We start from the raw sequence: 18576 nt of genomic DNA on the forward strand, positions 1-18576 counted from the left end.
GGAGGCAATCGGTAAAACTGAATCCGTTCGAAAGACATTTAAAAATTGTGGTATCGTCCGGTGGACGACAGTCTCACGTCACCTACCACCGGTTTACAGATGGTTGAGACCACCATTCAAATAATAACTATCATGAACCATCCGGTAGTTTCCCCGTCCATGCACGTCGCCATCGGGAGCGAGAATCCAGTGAAAGTGAACGCGGTCGAGCGCGTCGTCCCCGACGCCGAATCCGTCGCTGTCGCGGTCGAATCGGGTGTCCCCGAACAGCCCTGGGGCCGCGAGGAGACGGTCCGTGGCGCGGGCAACCGCGCGGACGCTGCGCTGGCGGCGACCGACGCCGACTACGGCGTCGGTATCGAGGGCGGCGTCGCCGAGCGCGCGGTCCCCGGCGGCGTGTGGCTCGTGATGTGGGCCGCCGTCACCGACGGTGAACGGACACAGTACGGCGCCGGCCCGTCGATTCTGCTCCCCGACCCTGTCGCCCAGCGGCTCCGTGACGGCGAGGAGCTGGGTCCCGCCCTCGACGACGAGCTGGGCCGGGAAGAACTCGGCAGACAGGAGGGTGCTATCGGCGTCTACACTGCCGGTCGGGTCGGCCGGACGGACGCGCTCGTCGATGCCGTGGCTGGTGCGTTCGGGCCGTTTCTGCGTGAGAGCGGTGACTAGCAGCGACGCAGCGTTGGATTACTACTATCACTGGTCTTGCCGAGAGTCAGAAGGTCCCACCCGTCGCCGGCCGGTCAATCAGTGCGGGATGGGACTGAAAGGGGCGAGTGGCTCCGGGAAGGCGGGCGACGCAAGCACCTGCTGGCGCGCAGCGAGCCCCCCGACCGGAGCCACTCGGGGCTTTCTGGCTGTTCAGAGACGAACTGCATTCACGATTAACAACTAGACCGACTCTATTCCTCGCTGCTCACGGGTCGCGTTGCTCCCCGTTCGCGTTCCCGAGGTTTCGCCCAGCGGGCGAAACCTCGCTAGTCGTCCGCTTCGGGCTGGATATCCTCGACGCTGCGGGACTCCTCGACGGCGGTCGTCAGGGAGACGTTGAGCCAGGCCATCGAGACGACGCCACCCAGGATGGTGACGGCGTTCTTGACGGCGTGGTCGACGATGGCGATGCTGAGCGCGGCCGTGACACCGACGGGTGTCAGCGGCGCGACGATGATGGTGAAGGCGCCCTCGTAGAGGCCCACGCCGCCGGGGGTCAGCGGGAGGACCTTCGCTAAGTTCCCGACACTGACCGCGAAGAAGCCGACGGCGACCAGCGACGGGGTCAGCGAGTAGCCAAAGGCCGCGAAGACGGCCAGCGCGGTCAGCACGTCCAGCGACCAGATAGCGAGGCTGCCGATGCCCACTCGGGCGAAAGCGGGGCCGTCGGCGGTCACGGTCTGGATGTCGGCGACGAACCCCTCGACGATGCCGGCGACGTAGTCGGCGTAGGAGTCGTCGGAGAGGCGCCCGATGGTCGCCCGGACGAAGTTGGCGTCGGTGCGGGCGCTGGCGACGATGGCGACGACGGCGCCGATGGCCGCGAGGCCGACACCTCCTGCCACGTAGACTGCGGTCTGGCCGCTCTGTGCGGTGTCGCCGCCGACCGCGTTGCCGGTGATCGCGGCGAGCAGTTCGCCGGCGCTCCCGGTGGCGGCCAGCCCCAGCATGACAGTGCCGGCAAGCACCGTGATGGTCAGCAGGTCGAAGACGCGCTCGACCGCGAGCGAGGCGAAGCCCGACTGGTAGGGGATAGAGCGACGTGCCTTGACGACGTAGGCGCGCACCCCGTCACCGAGTCTGGCCGGGAAGACGAGGTTCCCGGTCTGGCTGATAAACACCGCCCCGGTGAGAAAGCCCCACTTCTCGTGGAATCCCATCGAGTCCAGTATGTCCCGATAGCGCAGCCCGCGGAGCGGCCACGAGACCGCATAGATGAGAGCGCTGACAGCCACGAGCGCCGGGGAGGCCCCGGCCATCTCGTTCAGCACCGTCTGTGGGTTCAGGTATTGGGTCATCAAGAGCAGGGCGAGGACGACCAGCAAGGTTCCGGCGCCCATCGACACCCGGCGGGTGATACGGGGGCTGACCGACAGCTCCCAGAACGTCCGGAGAATCTGGCTGCCCATACCGAAGACGTCCCGGACGATGTCGACCTTGGAGTCGCCCTTGGGTTCCCAGTCGACGGCGAACTCGTTGACGCGATATCCCTCGCGCTGGGCTTTGACCAGGAGTTCGGTGTCCCAGAACCAGTGTTCGTCCTCGACTTTCGGGCCGAGCTGTTCGAACGCGGTCCGGGAGAGGGCCTTGAACCCACACTGGTGGTCTTTCAGCTCCGACCGGAGGAAAGTCCGCACGAGCGCGTTGAATCCCATGCTCGGGATGCCACGCTTTGCCGGGCGGTCGGCGCGATTCTCGGCCAGCCACCGTGAACCGGTGGCGACGTCGTACTCGCCCGAGCGGACGCTCTCGACCAGCTCTTCGAGGTGGCGCATATCCGTCGCGAGGTCGGTGTCGAAATACACCAGCGTGTCGCCGTGGGCTCGCTCGAAGGCGTATTCGAGCGCGCCGCCCCGCCCGAGCCGCTGGTCGCTGTGGATGTGTCGGATCCGGTCGTCCTCCTCGGCCATCCGGGTCGCGATATCGGGCGTCCGGTCGTCACAGCCGTCTTCGGCGACGATGACCTCGAACGAATCCGCCGGCAGAAATGCTCCGAGGGTATCGAGCGTGACCGTCACCGTCCGCTCGATGGTGTCCTCCTCGTTGTACGCGGGGAGGACGACGCTCACCTCGATATCGTTCATTGACACTCTTTGCGCAGTCGAGACAAAAGTAGCTTCCGTTCGCTTCTGCGGGCATTATACTATGCTTACCACACCTATCACCCGAGAGACCATTCGCCTGACAGGGGCCGGATAGGGCGGGTGCGTAGCGGTCCCAGGCGGGGGCTACCGGAACGCCGGCTCAGTCGGGTGTCCCCGCTTATGTCAGTCCGCGCGCTCTGGCGACCGGGCGGTTATGTACTGCCTGAGGTCCTCGCCGACCTCGCTGGCCGCCTCGTAGGGGCGTCCGACCACGATATCGCCGGCCCGGCTTCTACCGACGCCGGGCACGGTCGCGAGTTCGGCCATCGACGCGCTGTTGACGTCGAGCGGGTAGGGGACGCCGGTCACCGAGCGGTAGCCATGGTCGGTGATGGCCACGTCGATGGTCCGGCCCAGCTCGCGCTCGCCCGGCAGGCCCACCAGCAACGGATAGGTCCCCAGCTGCCGGCCAAAGGTCTTGCCGTCCTGGTGGTACTCCAGATGCACGTCCGGGAGCACGGTGCCCGGCGGCGCGACCCGCTGGAGCATCGGGTTGTCGATGGTCTCGCGGACCTCCTGTTTGTACTGCTTGAACAGCTGCTTGTGGTCCTTGGCGATGTCGGCGCCGGTCTCGGCCATGTCGGTCCCCTCGAAGGCCATCACCTGCCGGATGTTCACGCGCCGGAGCATGAGCCCCTCGTCGTACACCCGCTGGAGGAATCGCTTGTTGTGCTCGAAGGTCTCCCGGCGCTCGCCTTTCAGCCCGTGGACGAGGTTGATTCCGGGCAAGAGTTTGGGAAGCCGCCGGGCGGCGTCGTCGCCGAAGTTCGGCGCGCTGTCCCTGTCGCCCCCCGGCCGGAACCCCGCCACCTCGTTGACTATCTTCACCGCTTCGAAACACTCGTCGGCGGTGACGTTGAGGTTGTTGTCGCTCATCACCTCGGGGTCGGCCGATTCCAGCCCGAACGCGGCCGTGTCGCCGGGCGTGTTGTGCTCGGCGATGATCCGAATCCCCTCGCGGGCCTTTTCGGGCCACTTCACGACGGTGATGGGGTTCATGTTATCCAGATGCAGCGTTTCCAGGTCCGGCGCGACATCCCGGATGCCGCCATAGAGCCGCTGCAGGGCGTCCGGATTGGGCGCCTCGCCGTCACCGCCGTAGGCGAGGATGTCGGCCTGTCGGCCGAGCCGGAAGTGCGCGACGCCGCGGTCCGAGAGGGCGTCCACTTCGTCGACGACGGACTCGGGCGGGCGGAAGTCCGGGTTGCCGTACATCGGCTCCGTACAGAACGAGCACCGATAGGGACAGCCTCGCGAGGTCTCCATCTCGCAGATGAGATAGTCGGGGTGGTTCGGGTGCTGTTCGACGACGAACGCGCCGGCGCGGGCCCAGCGTGTCTCCTCCTCGACGTCCCGGTAGCGGTCGTTGAACCCCTCCAGTCCGGATTCGACGAGGTCGTAGACGGCCGCCTCGACGTCGGCCATCGCGAGAAAGTCGAAGTCGAGGTCGTCGCGCGCGGTCTCGCTGGCCCCTTCGTTGGCCTCGCCGACGCCGAAGCGGACGGGCCCGCCGATTATCGAGGTGCCGTCGGCGGTCCAGGCCAGCTTGCGCACCTCGTCGGGTTCGGCGGGCGTCCCGCCGACGTACTTGCCGGGGACGGTCATCCCGCCGACGTAGACCATCAGGTCGGCGTCTTCGACGTCGCGCCACAGCTGGGTGTCCTCGCGGAGCTCGTCGATAGTGTGGTAGGTTATCTGTGCCTCGGGGATGCCGGCGTCGACCATCGCCCCGGCGGCGTACCGCGGGTACGTCGAGATGTACGGCGGGACCCCGAAGTGGGCGGGCTCGTCGACGTAGCCGTCGACGATGGTCACGTCGAGTTCGGCGGGGTCAGTCATACCCCGGCGTAGCATCTCGACGCCTAAAACCGTGTCTGGTCGCCCTCGTCGGTGGTCGGTCGGCGGTGGGACGCTGGACCGCCATCTGGGCCGTGGTCGGCGGCCCCGCCGGCGACGCCGAGACGTTCGACCGCTGGTAGTCCTGGAACCGGACCTGTACCCGAACCCGCTCGTCGGTCCGGTTGCCGATAGCCTGTGCGAGTTCGTCGGGCAGTCGACTGTACGACTGGTCCCCGGTGCGAGAGAGCGCCACCGTCACCGTCGAGGGCTCCAGAAACGGGCCGATACCGACGTACTCGGCGGTTATCGAGACGACGCCCAGCGCTTCGTAGGCGTCTCGCTGGAGCACCTCCGTCGCCGCTTTGTTGACCGACCGCTCGTAGGTCACTTGCTGGTAGGTCCCCACGGCGACGGCGCCCATCACGGCGACGACGAGGAGGACGGTGACCCCCAGCGTCACAGTGTCCTTGAGCCGGGTGGTTGTGAAGACGCCTCTGTCTACCTCGTCGGGCTCGTAGCCGAGATATTTGAACGTCAGGAAGGCGCCGAGGTTGACGGCGACGATGGTCATCACCAGCAACACGGTGCTCCCAGCGCCGACGACGGGGCGGTCCCAGGCGAAGCCGATGCCGGCGGCAGCCGCCGTCGGAATCAGTGCCGCCGCCACCATCACGCCGACGATAGTGACCTGCCCTTTCGTCGCGAGGCTGAAGGAGCCGGCCGCCCCGGCCGCCAGCCCGACGACGACCGAGAGGATACTGGGCGAGAACCGGATGGCTATCAGCTCGATGTTGGCCACCGCGAGTTCGGCCGGCACGGCGAAGAGGTACTTCAGGAGCAGGCTGAACGCCGTCGCGCCCACGACGGCGAGTCCGAGACCGACCCCCTGCATCCGGATGCTGTCGAAGACCATCCGCTGGTCGTCCCGCACGAGGCCGATACTGGCGGTCAACATCGGGCTGACGATGGGGGCCAGCACCATCGAGCCGACGACGATGGCCGGCGAACCGACGAGCAGCCCGGCCGTCGCGATGACCGTCGAGAGCGTCATCATCCACAGGTACGACCGGGTGTTGAGCCGCATATCCTTGCCCTTCGACCGCAACGTCCGGGGGGCGACCCGGTTGGGCGTCTTCGCCCAGCGGTCCTGCACCTCGTCGACGTTCTCGTAGGAGGCGAACTCCGTCTCGATTGAGACGATGTACCACTCGTCTTCGAAGCCGACCTCGTGCAGTTCCTCGAGGACGGCCTCGACGGCGTCGGCTGGCACGACGAACGAGACCAGTGTCCGGTCGTCCTCGCCGCTGGTCTCCGTGGTCGTCGAGACGCCCAGTTCTCGCTCCCGCAGCGCCGACACGATAGCCTCGCGCTTCTCGTCGGGGACGACGACCTGGACGAGTCGCATGGGCTATGCGGTGGGTTGGCACTCGCAAAAGTAGCCGTCGGGTATCGGGTGTGGCCGCGCCGAGGCGGGCAGAAAGCTCGACGTTTCGACCGTCCGGGTCCGGTAAGTTCGGCGTAGCTCCCCGTATAGTCCTCACTCCTCGGAAATCCACGGCCGGTCGTCGCCTCGTCGCTCGTACAGTTTCAGCCCGCCAGCGGCGGCGAGTGCGACCGCCAGCAGGGCCAGCTCGACGCCGGTCCCGAGCTGTGTCTCTATCACTCCTTCGAGATAGGTCGTCTCTTCGGTGCGGTGCGGTCTCATGAGAACCAGAAAGACCGTCGAGAACAGCACAGCGCCGGCTGTCCAGTCGAGGGTCGACATGTTATCCCTTTTTCAGGGCTCGCGATTTAAAACCCACTCAATCGTCCGCGCTGACCGGCTGCTCGTCGGCCTGGGCCGCCCAGAGGTCGGCGTACTCGCCGCCGGTCGAAAGCAGCTCGTCGTGGCTGCCCCGTTCGACGATTTCGCCCTCGTCCATCACTACGATGGTGTCGGCGTCCTGGATGGTCGAGAGCCGGTGGGCGATGACGAAGGCGGTCCGGTTCTCGACCAGCCGCTCGATGCTTTCCTGTATCGCCCGCTCGGTCTCCGTGTCCACGTCGCTGGTCGCCTCGTCGAAGATGATTATCTCGGGGTCGTTCAGCAGGGCGCGTGCGATGGCGACCCGCTGGCGCTGGCCGCCCGAGAGCTTGATACCGCGTTCGCCTATCTCGGTGTCGTACCCCTCGGGCAGGTCGCGGACGAACTCGTGGGCCTGGGCCGACCGGGCGGCCTCGCGGACCCGCTCGCGGGCGCCCTCGTCGCCGTCGGCTTCCCCGTCCAGCACGTCGCGGTCCCCGTAGGCGATGTTCTCGGCGACGGTGCCCGAGAACAGGTAGGGGTTCTGCTCGACGACGGCGATGTCGGCACGCAGCGCCCGGAGGGCATACTCGCGAACGTCGACCCCATCGACCGACACCGACCCGGCGTTCACGTCGTGGAAGCGCGGAACGAGTTTCAGCAACGTCGACTTGCCGGCGCCGGTCGGACCCGCTAACCCCACTGTCGCACCGCTTGGCACGTCCAGCGAGGCGTTCCGGACCACTGGCTCCCCGTCGCCGTAGCCGAACGTCACGTCGTCGAACTCGACGGTACCGTCGATGCGCTCGGGCGTATAGGGGTCTTCGGGGTCCGTGATGGTCGGGTCCTGTCCCAGCAGGCCGAACACCCGCTCGGCGCTGGATTTCGCGAGCTGGTACTTGTTGGCGGACTTGCCGACGCGTCGCATCGGCGAGTACAGGCGGCGGATGTAGAGGAAGAAGGCGGCGAACCCACCGGCGCTGAGGATGGCCTCGTTCTCGGGACTGGTGATGACATCCATTCCGGCGATGTAGAGGATAGCGACGAAGACGACGCCGGTCAGCAGCCGTAACCCGGCAAAGAAGGCCCGTCGGATTCGCAGCGCGGCGACCTTCTCGTCGTGGTACTGCTGGCTCTGCTGGCTCACTCTGCCGTTCTCGAAGTCGTAGCGGTCGAACGCCTTGATAACTGGGGCCCCGCTCAGGTTGTTCTCCAGTCGGGTGTTGAGCCGGCTGACTGTCTGGCGAATCGAGCGGTAGCGAGGTTCGATGTAGGAGAGAAAGAGATAGCTCGCGAGCCCGATAATCGGAACCGGTGCCAGCGCGACGAGCGCCAGCAGTGGTGAGTACGTATAGAGGATGAACGCGATACCGCCGACAGTCGCGACGACGCGGATTATCTGGCGAAACTCCGTGTTGAGAAAGGACTCCAGTCTGTTGATGTCGCTGTTGAGGATGGACATCATCCCGCCGGTCTGGTGGTTGGCGAAGAAGTCCATCGAGAGGCGCTGGAGGTGGTCGTAGGTGTCGTTGCGCAGGTCCCGCTGGATCTTCTGGGCGGAGGACTGCAACAGATATCTGGAGGCAAAGCGGGTCGCGGACCTGATGAGATACGCTATCGCCGCGATGACGACGAGTCGCTGGAGAAAGGAGACGCGGGCGGCCTCCGTGGTAATCTCGCCGGGCGGGAGCAGGCCGGCCTGCGTGAGGAGGCCGGGGTCACTGCGCTGGCTGATGATGCGGTCGATCGCCGCTGCGACGATGATTGGTGGCACCAGCCGTGCGAACCGCGTCATAAACGACGTGAGAATCCCCGCAATCAGGCGGATTCGGTAGGGCCGTGCGTAGCCGACGAGCTTCAGTATCGGGTTCCCGTCGACGTTCTCGCGGACCCCCTCGAAGCCGCCGTCGTCGTCAGCCATACAGAGTCTTCGGCTACGAACTGAAATACTCGGGGCTTCTGGCCAATATTAAATTCGTCGTGCTTAGACGTAGATACAGCCTTCTTCGCGGGTGCCTGCCGGCGTCGTCCGGGCACCACTGGCGACGCGGGCCGCCGACACTGCGGCGGCCAGCGAGTCCAGGGCGTCGTGGTTCCCCAGATACGTCTCGCGGTGCTCGCCCAGCGCGACGCTGCAGTCTTCGACAGCTGCGAGGTTGTACTCTCGGCGGGCCCGTGCGCCGTCGGTGTTCTTGTACCCCTCGCGGTACGCGCCCAGCCAGCCAAAGGTCGCTGCGGGGTATATCTCACAGACGACTGTCTCGGCGTCGGCGTCGTCCTGCATCGGCACGACCGCGGTGTCCTCGCGGTCCGCGAGCCGTCCGAGGACGTCCCGGGCGCCGTGGTAGGTCATACTTCTGACGCGGTTGGTGTAGGGACAGAGCGCCCCCCGGCGCGCGTCGGTCTCGCGGCGCAGGTCGCGCTTTCCGATAGTCGTCTCCGCGGTGTCGCGACAGGCCGCCGAGAAGGCCGCAGGGTCTGCCGGCCCGTCCTCGCTTCCGACCCACTCCAGAAACCCCCGCCAGGTCCCGTCGCACTCGGCGTCGAGCACTGACTGCGGCAGGCTGAAGGGGAAGTCGAGGCCGACCGTGCGCACATCGTCAGCTGCGATACGTTCGACCAGCCCCGCGTGGGCGCTCTCCCGGTCGCGCCCCCACCGCTCGGTCGCCCGATAGCAGTCGTCGATACGTACCCCTACGTCGGTCTGTGTGGCTTCAGTCACCCAGAGCGCGTCGCCCGCCGCGCTCGCCCCGCTGAAGTCCACACCCAAGACTTCGCCAGTCATGCCCGACCTGTCTGGGGCGAGTGGCATCAATCTTCTGACAGCCTGGCGGCGCTCGCTCGCGCCCCGCTGTCTTCAGTCGAGCAGCCCCCACGAGCCCCCCTGTCGTGAGGTCTCGCGGTTCCGTCGACGGTAGCGACCGGTCCCGACCAGCCGGCGGCCGACGAGATAGAACGGGACGCCTACCATCGCGAGCGCGGTGCCGATGGGAAGCCACGGGTGTGCCCGATGGAGGGCGACGAGCACATCCGGCGGGAGGACGGCGATGTATCGGTGAGTCGTGAGGTAGCGCGTGTACGCGCCGGTCTCCGCCGGCGCTGTCGTGGTCACCGACACCTCTGCCTCGCTGCGAGGGGGGAGCACGACGGTCCGGTCGTCGACCGACACGCCGTCGCCCGGCTCCAGATAGACGACGGTCGGGACCAGTCCGGGGTTCGAGAGCGTCTGGGTCCGTGTCTGGCTCCCGCCGCCCTCGACCACGGTCGGCCGCTCGGACTCGAAGTCGGCGCTCACGATGGTCATCTCGTCCGTCTCTGCCGGCAGCGCCATCGGGAGCCACAGCCCCAGGAGGAGCAGGAGCGTGAACCCACCCACGAGGAGCCGGGGGTCGAGCCCGCGCGACCGCGCCCGACTGCGCTGCCGGTCGCGGTCCCCCTCCGCGCGGTACTCGGTGACCGCCAGATAGGCGAAGGCGGCGACGGCGATGAGCGACAGGAGCCCGCCAGTCCCGAGCAGCAGTCCGGTGCCCAGCAGCGCAGCCAGCGTCCGCTGCCCGCCAGCCACCGCCGTACGGCTCGTCGTGATAGCGGTCCCGAGCCCCGGAATCACGACCACGTGGCCGTCGACACGTACCACCTCCGCGACGATTCTGTGTTCCGGCACCGGCGGCTCACCCGCCGTCTGGTCCGTGACCGCGTTCGCATCCCCCTTCGTGATGTACCCCTCCGACGTCCGGCCGACGACGCGATGGGTCGTCAGTCCACCACCCTGTATCTCCCTGGCCCGGAAGACCACCACATCCCCCTCTTCGACGTCCGTCAGTTCGCTCGGGACGCTGACGTAGCCGTCCTCCGGTTCGAGCGTCGGCGCCATGCTGCCGGTCTCGACGAAGCCAAGCAGCACCGGCTGACCGAGGAAATGTCCGGCGAGCAGCAGCACCGCTATCGCGACCACCGAAAGCTCCGCCGTGCGAACGAGTCGGCTACGGACTGTCATCGACAGATAGCGAGAGCGTCCTCCCTCCGCTCCCGAGTCCCGTGTGTCTTCTGAAGCGTGCTATCCGCCGGTTTCGGGCTTCGCTGCCTTGTTGGCACTGACCACGAGGTCGCCGTCGAGGTCAGAGTGGGTCTGCTTCCCGCGCGTGTCGACGAGCAGCGAGACGTAGATAGCCGCGCCTGGCGGAATCCCCTCGTTGCCGCTGACGTTGCCCGACTGGAAGCTCAGGGCCTGCTCCTTCTCGACCTGTCCGGTGTTCTCGTCGAAGTCGACCGACGTGGTCGCGACGGCGTCGTCCGTGCGGGAGTTGTCGTTGCGCGGCGTGTCGTTCTCGATGAGTTCGCTCGCGTGGGCCTGCAGATACAGCTCCGCGCCGCTGGCCGACTCGTCCAGGCTGTAGCCGATCTGGATGTCGAGGTCCTGGCCGCTGAGGTTCTTCACCACGAACGCCGACTGGTCGACGGCGTCGCCGTTGTATCCGGGCTGGTCCTCCGGGACGTACGGCGTCCCGGCGCCCGCCGCGCTCGGGTTCGTGTCGCTGTCGTAGAGACTCTCGAACTCCGGGACGGTCCCGGTCGCGCCGTCGTCCATCGCACCGACCTGATAGCGGGCCTCCTCGTTGACACCCTCGCCTTCGGCGCCCTTTCCAAAGTCGATGGACAGCTGGCCGCTGTCGTTGTGGACGCGCTTGTCCGCGCCGAGTCCGTCACCCACCTGGAGCGCGACGAACGCGTCCGAGTCGTTCGTCACGCCGATTGTCGACTCCCGATTCGCCCGCGCAGCCGTGAACGCACCAGTACCTGAGACGACTGCCCCGCCGGCAGCCACCGATCCCACTCCGATGAGGAACTTTCTTCGATCCATATGTTGTCACAGCCCGCGGTGTGGCCGCGAGCGTATTTCACCTCATGGCGCGGAGGGGTGTCGTTATACACCAGTACTAGTGAGCGAAACCGACTGGTTGCGAGGCGCATACGGCCGATAGAACGCGCGAAAACACTCCTTGTAGCGGCCGTCTCGAAGACCTCTGTACTTCTGGGAGCGCTTGTATGCGGCGAAAGAGCTGATTTAGCGATAAATTTAGCGAAAACATGTCCGCAATTTTAGTACCAGCGCCCTGTTCGATTCGGCGGGGGACTAACCTGTGGAACTACACACATCTCGTCTGGAGGAGGGGCTGGCCGATGGGACACGGAGTGACGACCTCGACGATCTCTTCGACGTCCTTAGCAACGGCCGGCGGCGGGCGGTGCTGCACTATCTGAAACAACACAGACAAGACTGTCCTATCGAGATCAGCGAGCTCTCCCGCGTCCTCGTCGCGTGGGAAGAGGGCATCCCGCGGGACCAGGTCGGTTACGACGAGCGCCACTCGGTCCACACGTCGTTGCGGCAGTTCCACCTTCCGAAGATGGCCAGCAGCGGGCTGGTACGCTACAACGACCAAGAGACGGAGGTCGAACTGACGCCGATAGCGAACGAACTGGATGTCTACGTCGAGACGGTCGGAGCGGACACCACCCCGTGGTCGAAGTACTTCGTCACGCTCTCGCTGACTATCGGTGCTGCCCTCGTGGCGACCTCGCTCGGTGTCGTCCCATTCACCGTCCTCTCGGGGCTTCAGTGGTCCATCGTGACGGTGGTCGCCTTTATCGTGTCGTCGCTCGCGTTCGCCTACGACCAGCGACAACACCGGCTCGGCGAGGGGGAGAAACCGCCGCTGTTCACTCGGGGGTAAACAGATGGTACGCAAGGTCACGCTGCTCGCGACTGTGCTCGTCGCTGTCCTCCTCGTCGTCGGGACGAGCGGGTTCACCGCCGCGACCGTGACGCGCCCGGGCGACATCGACGTCGCCGACGACGACCGCGCCTACCTCTCCTACGAGACCGGCTGTGACGGTGACGCCCTCGAAACGACGCTGACGAACCGGTACACGGAAACTGAACTCCGGGTGACAGTCACAGCCAACGGGACGGAACGGACCACCGCTCTGGACTCGCTGACCGAGGCGACGCTTCGGTTCGACGCCGTCAGCAGGGGCGATTCGGTCGCCGTCAGCGCGGCGAACCCCGACGGCGGTATCGCCATCCAGTTCACACGCTCGGTTACAGCGTCGTGTCCGTGACACAGGCCGAAAGCGGTTTGACGCTGACGGACCAAGGAATTAGCATGCCAGAGACGCTGGAGGTCGTCTGTACCGACGACGACTGCACGCTCGATATGTTCGAGCTCCACTACACCTACGATATGCCCGACGAGACGGGCGTGACGGACTTCGCCTGCCCGTACTGCGGGGGCGTGGACTGTCTGGAGGCGGTCGAGTTATGATGGGTATCGGCGAGTCCATCGGCTCGGCCATCTTCGAGAACCTGGGTCGGGCCGCGGGCCGGGTCCAGGAGAACAAGCCGCTGCCGGCGGACCTGCTCGAATCCGACGACGCCTACCTCGTCGTCTTCGACGCGCCGGGCGCGACCGCGAGCGACCTGCAGGTCCGCTACGTCGAGGACCGCGTCGAGGTCCGCCTGGACCGGTTCCGGGAGTTCTACGACGACTACGAGATGACCTATCCTGGCCGCGGACTCGCGCTGGACGGCTCGGTCACGCTGCCCGAGGACGCCGTCGTCGACGCCGGAGCTGCCTCGGCGACGCTGAAAGGCGACGGAACCTTGCACGTCGAGATTCCCAAGGTCGAGGCTCACGAAGCCGACGAACCGGTTGGAGAGCAGACGGCCCACGACGCGAGCGAAGACGCCGACACGGCCGCCGACGCCGAGGACGAGTCGACCGAGGAGTAAGGGCCGCTCGGCCGACGCCGTTTTCCGCCCGATTTACCAGTCAGCTGTCGGGTCACCCAGCGGGTGGAACGTCTCGTCGCCGTCGAAGCGGGTCGGGTCGAACTGCTCGGCAGGCGGTGCGTCGATGATGGAGGTTGTCCCACGGAGCTGCTCGGCCAGATACTCGCCGAGAGCCGGCGCGCGCATCAGCCCGTGGCCCTGCCAGCCGGTCGCCACCCAGCAGCCGTCGGCGACCTGTCCCACGAGCGGGTCGCGGTCCGGTGTCGCCGTACAGAGACCGGCCCACGACCGGCCGACGGCCGGGTCGAGCGCTGTCGCGCCCCGAAATCGCTCTCGCGTCGACTGGACGAACTCGGGGTCGGCCGCCGGGTCCCACTCCGCGGGGTCGACCGCGTGGGCACCGTCGCCGACGAGGATTCCTCCCTTCCAGGGACGCCAGTAGAACTCCCGGCTGGCGTCGTACAGCGACGGGAGGGCGGCGGCCACCGGTTCGGTGACCAGTACCTGCGCTCGATACGTTTCGAGTGCGAGCGGGATATCGAGGGCCGCCAGGAGCGGTTTCGTCGCCGGGCCGGCGGCCACGACCACGGCGTCGAACGCGGTCTCGGTGCCGTCGGGCATCGCGACGGTCGTCGGGTCGGCCAGCGACACTGGCGTCCCCGTATAGACGGTCGCGCCCACTGCTCGCGCCCGGTCGGCGAGGCGCTCGACCACAGCGTCCGGGTCCACCGTCCCGGCGTCGTTCGCGACGGCGCAGGCGGCCAGCCCACCCGTCTCGACGGCTGGGTACCGTTCGCCGAGCGCCTCGGGTGTGATTTCCTCGACGTCGAGCCCGAGCGCCCGCATCTCCGCGACCTGCTCGCGGACCGCTCTCGCGTCCTGGGCCTCGCGGGCGACCCAGACGTAGGGACACGGCGACAGCAGGCCCCACTCGCGGTACCGTTCCAGCGCCCGCGTGGCCACGGCGGCGTCGGTCGGGTCGGCGAAGGCGTCGTAACAGATGCCCGCCGCGCGGCCGCTCGCGCCGCTGCCGAGGCGGTCGCGTTCGTACAGCGTGACCGCGCTGCCCCGCTCGGCCAGGTCCCCGGCGACAGTGAGGCCGACCGCCCCGCCGCCGACGATACCCACGTGCATCTATGGGCTCGTCTGTGCCGCAGTCGGCGTGGTCGCCCGCCCCATCACTGCACCTCGTCCCGTACCCGCTCTGGCAGGTCGTCGTCCGGGTCGGCGTAGCGGTCCGGCTCCGGCGGCATCTCCCAGTCGGTCGCCAGTTCGAGCAGCTGGACCAGCATCTTCGCCGTCGCTCCCCAGACGGTGTAGCCGTCGACGTAGAAGAAGTGCAGGCGCACCTCGCCGTAGTGGGGGTGGTCGCGGTGTTCGGATTCGTAGTTGTCCAGGTCCGTCAGCGCCGCCACCGGCAGCGTCACGATTTCGGCCACCTCGGCGTCGTCGGGAAAGTACTCGCGGTCGGGGATGCGGCCGACGAAGGGCCGAACGGAGTAGCTGGTTATCGTGCGGATGTCGTCTATCCGGCCGACGACGTGGACCGCCGCCGGATCCAGTCCGATCTCTTCCTCGGCCTCCCGCAGCGCCGTCGCCAGCAGGTCCTCGTCTTCGGGTTCACGGCCGCCGCCCGGGAACGCCATCTGACCGGGATGGTCGCTCAGGTGGTCGGCCCGCTTCGTGAATAGAATCGCCGCGCCGTCCTCGCGGGTGACGACCGGGACGACGATGGCCGCCTCGCGCTCCTCGCCCGTGACCGTCACGGGGTCGTGGGCACCCACCCGGTCGAAGTCCATGTCGATACGGACGGGGCCGACGCTCTTAATTCGCGTGGGTGGCCTCGTCGAGGAGGCCACGCGCCTCCGCCAGTTCCACCGGCCCCCACGCTTCGAGGTCGTAGCTCACGTCCAGCAGCGCCTGGATTCGCTCGTCGTCGCCGGCCCGGACCGCCTCGGCGGCGTCCTCGCGGAACCGCTGTTCGGCCGCCGCGGCCACCGTCTCCGTCGACGGGTCGCGCGCTGGGACGTCGAGGATGTGCGGGAGGTCCGCGGCACCCTCGACGATTTCGGGGAACGCCGCCGGACCGACCACCACGAGCGGTGCGTCCGCGTCGGCGTCGTGGTCGCGCTCCGCGGTTTCACCGCTTCGCTTCGAGGCCCGCTGGGCCTCGCTATCGACTGCGATGACGTGGTACGTCGAGAGGGCGTCGTCGATGGCCGCTTCGAAGGCATCACTGTCGACGTCCTCGCCCCGCTTGAACGCGAGCTCCCCGCAGGCCTGGACGAGCTCCTCGCGCGTCACCGGCCCGACGACGTCGACGACTCCGGCGAGTTCGTCCGGTGTCAGCTCCATATCCCTATGCCAGGGGCCAGCGGCTTCAGCGTTTCCGAGTACCTTTTTCCGCCTCGGGTGCGCTCGCTTCGCTCGCCCACCGCTCGGCGCAAAAATCTACGCTAAAAAGGCTGAACGCTCGGCTACGCCTCGCGTTCAGTGAACCGCGCTCACTCCGTTCGCGCGAATGCTCACTGTACGCCTGTATCGACCGCACTGGGAAAGGTCGTCTCTGCTTTCGAGGGTTCGACAGCTGTCTCCCCTCGTTCTCACGCCCGCGCCGTCTCGGGCAGACGGCCGTCGGCGTGTAGCAGGAGCAACACGACCAGCAGCGCGACCAGCCCGCCGCCCATCCACTCGAAGATGGTCGGGAACGAAACGCCGGCGTCACGGAGGAGTCCGACCAGCAGGCTCCCGGGGGCCTGGATGAGCATCATCCCGGCGCCGTAGGCCGAGTACGCGCTGGCCCGATGGTAGTCCGGCAGCGAGCCCAGCAGGTAGGTGTCGACGGCGGGGAAGATGCTGTGGATGACATAGCCCATGACTGTGCTGAGCGCCGCCAGCGGCCAGAACCCGCCCACTGCGGGCAGGAGGAGGATACAGCCCGTAAACGAGGCGAGGATAGCCAGCATATACGGAACAGCGGGCAGCCGGTCGGCGAGCCGGCCACTGAGGTAGAACGCCGGGACGCCGGCGGCGAAAAGCACCTGCAGCAGCGTCCGACCGGTGCGCTCCGCGATACCGATGGTCCCCAGATACGTCACATAGAAGTTGAACACGCCGTTCCAGACCATCGTCGTCAGTCCGAGCGTGGCCACGGCCGTCAGGACGATGGGCCACTGGGCGCGGACCGCAGCCAGAAACTCCGTGTCTTGCTGTCCGGCGTCGGGAAAGTCGGTCCGTCGGGCGACGAGCGTGAAGACGACGGTCATCAGCGCTGCGGCGACGGCCAGCGCCTGGAGCGTGGTCCGCCAGTTCCCGACGAGGAGTGCGGCGGTGACGATGCCGGGCGCGGCCACGGCGGCGAGCTGGCTGGCGACGCCGTGTTGTCCGAGCGCCCGCCCGGGGGACTCGGGGAAGAGCTCGCTGATGAGCGGGTTCGCGGCGATGAAGTAGACGCCGCTTGCGGTCCCCATGACGAAGGCGCCGACCAGCAACAGCGTCGGGTCGGTCGTCAGGGCGGTAAAGGCCGTGCCGGCGGTCAGTATCACGCCCGAGGCGAAGATGGCCTGCGCTCTGCTGATTCGGGTCAGCAGGAGCCCGGTCGGGAGCCGGGGCACCGCGCTGCCGGCCCACACCAGTGTCGCCAGCAGCCCCAGCGTGGCGTCGCTCGCCCCGGTGGCCGCTCTGATGGGTTCGATGAGCGGTGCGAAGACGACGCGGGCGAGGTTGATGAAGAATATCAGCCCGAGCAACGAGCCGAAGACGGACCGGCGGGACACAGCCGGCGTTGGGCCGATACCGCAAAGGCGCTTCCGGAACGCCGCGGCCTTTTTAAGGCCGGCTGTCACACTGGGGCACATGGACTCGGTCAGAAAGGCCCTCCGGAGCGGGGACGTCGAGAAGGACAGCTACGGACGGCTCTCGTGTAGCGCCTGCGAGGAGGAGCTGGCGACGGACAACGACCCCGACGAAATCGGGAAACAGCGGGTCTGTCCGGAGTGTGGGAGCACCTGGACGGAGCTGAGCTAGCGCTCGAAGACGGCGTCGAACGCGTCGGCGCCCAGCGGTTCGTACCGACCCGCATCGACGTTCTCTCTTGCGTGTTCGACCGACCCGGTCCCGACCAGCGAGCACGTCACCCCGGGCGCACTGCGTGCGAAGTTGATGGCTCGCTGGGCCCGGCTCTCCCCGGCCAGCTTCGCTTCCACGCTGTCGGGCATCTCCGTCGCCAGGCGACCTTGCATGATGGAGGCGCTCGTAAACACGTCCAGGCCGGCCTCGTGGGCGAACCACAGCGCCGATTGGGGTCCGTCGGGTCCCTCGTGGGCCGCGACGGTGAAGGCGTCGGCCATGAACACGTTGAACGGGAGCTGAATCGCCCGGAAGTGCGTCGCGGTGTTGCCCGCCGACTTGGCCGCGGCACGGGCCCGCTCTACTACCTCGGGGAGTGAGAGGTACTTCTCGTGGTCGGCCGGCACGCGGAAGGCGTCCCACGTCGCCACGCCGTAGTGGTTGATCTCACCGTCGTCGGCGCGCTCTTCCAGCCGTTCGAAGGCGGCTTCGAGCTGGTCGTAGACCTGCTCCCGACTGTTCTCGGCGAGCTGTGTCTCCGGGTTGTGGACGTAGTACAGGTCGAGGGTGTCGAGGGCGAGGTTGGAGAGCGAGCGGTCGAGCTGGTCGTCGAGAAAGGCGGGCGCGATGCAGTGCTGGCCCCCGACGAGGTCCTCGCGGTCGACCAGTCCGGTGTCGACGTACTCGCGCTGGACGAACGCGCCGGGGTCCGGTGGCCGCTCGCCGTCGAAGGGGACGAAGCCGCCTTTCGTCGCGACCACGGCCGCGTCACGGTCGATATCGGCGTCGGCCAGCGCCCGCCCGACCACCCGCTCGGAGCGCTGGTGGCGGTAGTTGATGGCCGTGTCGACTACGTTGACTCCCGAGGATAGCATCGTCCGGATAGCCCCGTAATACTCGTCGTCGCGCTCGTCGGTCGGCTCGCCCAGGTACGTCCCGACGCCGATGCTGGAGGCGACGCCGTCGCCGAAGCGCCGGAAGAAGGTGCGTGCGAAGTCGTCGTGGGCGTCCCGGTACGCCCACGTCCCCTCACGTGTTGCCATACCGGAGGTTGCGGTCGTGTGGGTAAAAGGTGCGAGGTCTGGGAGGTGGTGATTCTTACAGGGTGCTATCTACATCTAACAGCCAGAAAGCCCCGGCTGTCATCGGACGCGAAGCGTCCGATTACCCGCGAGAGCTATGCTCTCGCCCTGGCTCCAGTCGGGGGCTTCGCTGTGCGCTTCCCTCACTACGTTCGG

19 protein-coding genes are annotated in these 18576 nt (G+C 67.2%); 6 read left to right on the forward strand and 13 right to left on the reverse strand.

Annotated features, from left to right (window positions below):
* Positions 1 to 159 precede the first annotated feature (159 nt).
* Entirely contained in the window at positions 160 to 669 is a 510-nt protein-coding gene (gene yjjX / locus EGD98_RS01750; protein ID WP_220586627.1) for an inosine/xanthosine triphosphatase, read from the forward strand.
* 308 nt (positions 670 to 977) lie between these two features.
* Here yjjX and EGD98_RS01755 read toward each other — a convergent pair whose 3' ends face one another.
* The 8 genes from EGD98_RS01755 to EGD98_RS01790 all read right to left on the reverse strand — a co-directional run bounded on the left by EGD98_RS01755 (position 978) and on the right by EGD98_RS01790 (position 11338).
* Positions 978 to 2795, reverse strand: a complete 1818-nt coding sequence (locus EGD98_RS01755; RefSeq protein WP_220586628.1) for a flippase-like domain-containing protein — start codon at positions 2793 to 2795, stop codon at positions 978 to 980.
* A gap of 183 nt (positions 2796 to 2978) precedes the next feature.
* Entirely contained in the window at positions 2979 to 4694 is a 1716-nt protein-coding gene (locus EGD98_RS01760; protein WP_220586629.1) for a radical SAM protein, read from the reverse strand.
* On the reverse strand, positions 4687 to 6099 hold the full coding sequence (locus EGD98_RS01765; protein ID WP_220586630.1) for a TIGR00341 family protein: 1413 nt from the start codon (positions 6097 to 6099) through the stop codon (positions 4687 to 4689). The genes EGD98_RS01760 and EGD98_RS01765 overlap by 8 nt, the downstream gene beginning before the upstream one ends.
* Positions 6100 to 6231: 132 nt before the next feature.
* Positions 6232 to 6459, reverse strand: a complete 228-nt coding sequence (locus EGD98_RS01770; protein ID WP_220586631.1) for a hypothetical protein — start codon at positions 6457 to 6459, stop codon at positions 6232 to 6234.
* A 37-nt stretch (positions 6460 to 6496) separates the two neighbouring features.
* Positions 6497 to 8398 (reverse strand): ABC transporter ATP-binding protein, encoded by a 1902-nt coding sequence (locus tag EGD98_RS01775; RefSeq protein ID WP_220586632.1) that lies wholly within the window; start codon positions 8396 to 8398, stop codon positions 6497 to 6499.
* Positions 8399 to 8461: 63 nt separating this feature from the next.
* The gene (locus EGD98_RS01780) at positions 8462 to 9262 is read right to left on the reverse strand and encodes a DUF429 domain-containing protein (protein ID WP_220586633.1); all 801 of its coding nucleotides are present in this window, start codon (positions 9260 to 9262) and stop codon (positions 8462 to 8464) included.
* Positions 9263 to 9334: 72 nt separating this feature from the next.
* Entirely contained in the window at positions 9335 to 10474 is a 1140-nt protein-coding gene (locus tag EGD98_RS01785; protein WP_220586634.1) for a S26 family signal peptidase, read from the reverse strand.
* A 60-nt stretch (positions 10475 to 10534) separates the two neighbouring features.
* Positions 10535 to 11338, reverse strand: coding sequence for a hypothetical protein (locus tag EGD98_RS01790; RefSeq protein WP_220586635.1), 804 nt, complete (start codon positions 11336 to 11338; stop codon positions 10535 to 10537).
* 280 nt (positions 11339 to 11618) lie between these two features.
* Between EGD98_RS01790 and EGD98_RS01795 the strand changes: the two genes are divergently transcribed.
* The 4 genes from EGD98_RS01795 to EGD98_RS01810 are packed head-to-tail and all read left to right on the forward strand — an operon-like array spanning position 11619 to position 13270.
* A complete protein-coding gene (locus tag EGD98_RS01795) occupies positions 11619 to 12212 on the forward strand; it encodes a DUF7344 domain-containing protein (protein WP_220586636.1) in 594 nt (197 codons plus the stop codon).
* Between the two features lie 4 nt (positions 12213 to 12216).
* Positions 12217 to 12600, forward strand: coding sequence for a hypothetical protein (locus EGD98_RS01800; protein WP_220586637.1), 384 nt, complete (start codon positions 12217 to 12219; stop codon positions 12598 to 12600).
* Between the two features lie 44 nt (positions 12601 to 12644).
* Positions 12645 to 12803 (forward strand): DUF7559 family protein, encoded by a 159-nt coding sequence (locus EGD98_RS01805; RefSeq protein ID WP_220586638.1) that lies wholly within the window; start codon positions 12645 to 12647, stop codon positions 12801 to 12803.
* Positions 12800 to 13270 (forward strand): Hsp20/alpha crystallin family protein, encoded by a 471-nt coding sequence (locus tag EGD98_RS01810; RefSeq protein ID WP_220586639.1) that lies wholly within the window; start codon positions 12800 to 12802, stop codon positions 13268 to 13270. Before EGD98_RS01805 ends, EGD98_RS01810 begins: the two co-directional genes overlap by 4 nt.
* Positions 13271 to 13303: 33 nt before the next feature.
* Here EGD98_RS01810 and EGD98_RS01815 read toward each other — a convergent pair whose 3' ends face one another.
* The 4 genes from EGD98_RS01815 to EGD98_RS01830 form a co-directional block, all read right to left on the reverse strand.
* The gene (locus EGD98_RS01815) at positions 13304 to 14404 is read right to left on the reverse strand and encodes an NAD(P)/FAD-dependent oxidoreductase (protein ID WP_220586640.1); all 1101 of its coding nucleotides are present in this window, start codon (positions 14402 to 14404) and stop codon (positions 13304 to 13306) included.
* A gap of 44 nt (positions 14405 to 14448) precedes the next feature.
* A complete protein-coding gene (locus EGD98_RS01820) occupies positions 14449 to 15069 on the reverse strand; it encodes an NUDIX hydrolase (protein ID WP_220586641.1) in 621 nt (206 codons plus the stop codon).
* A 25-nt stretch (positions 15070 to 15094) separates the two neighbouring features.
* Complete coding sequence (locus EGD98_RS01825) at positions 15095 to 15625, reverse strand: DUF7109 family protein (protein ID WP_220586642.1); 531 nt, start codon at positions 15623 to 15625, stop codon at positions 15095 to 15097.
* A gap of 248 nt (positions 15626 to 15873) precedes the next feature.
* A complete protein-coding gene (locus EGD98_RS01830; RefSeq protein ID WP_220588017.1) occupies positions 15874 to 17010 on the reverse strand; it encodes an MFS transporter in 1137 nt (378 codons plus the stop codon).
* A 115-nt stretch (positions 17011 to 17125) separates the two neighbouring features.
* Between EGD98_RS01830 and EGD98_RS01835 the strand changes: the two genes are divergently transcribed.
* Complete coding sequence (locus tag EGD98_RS01835) at positions 17126 to 17296, forward strand: HVO_0758 family zinc finger protein (protein WP_220586643.1); 171 nt, start codon at positions 17126 to 17128, stop codon at positions 17294 to 17296.
* Here the strand turns inward: EGD98_RS01835 and EGD98_RS01840 are convergent.
* Positions 17293 to 18381: an aldo/keto reductase gene (locus EGD98_RS01840; RefSeq protein ID WP_220586644.1), complete on the reverse strand. Its 1089-nt coding sequence runs from the start codon at positions 18379 to 18381 to the stop codon at positions 17293 to 17295. The genes EGD98_RS01835 and EGD98_RS01840 overlap by 4 nt on opposite strands.
* Positions 18382 to 18576: the final 195 nt, after the last annotated feature.

The organism is Haloarcula salinisoli (assembly GCF_019599405.1).
Classification (GTDB): domain Archaea; phylum Halobacteriota; class Halobacteria; order Halobacteriales; family Haloarculaceae; genus Haloarcula; species Haloarcula salinisoli.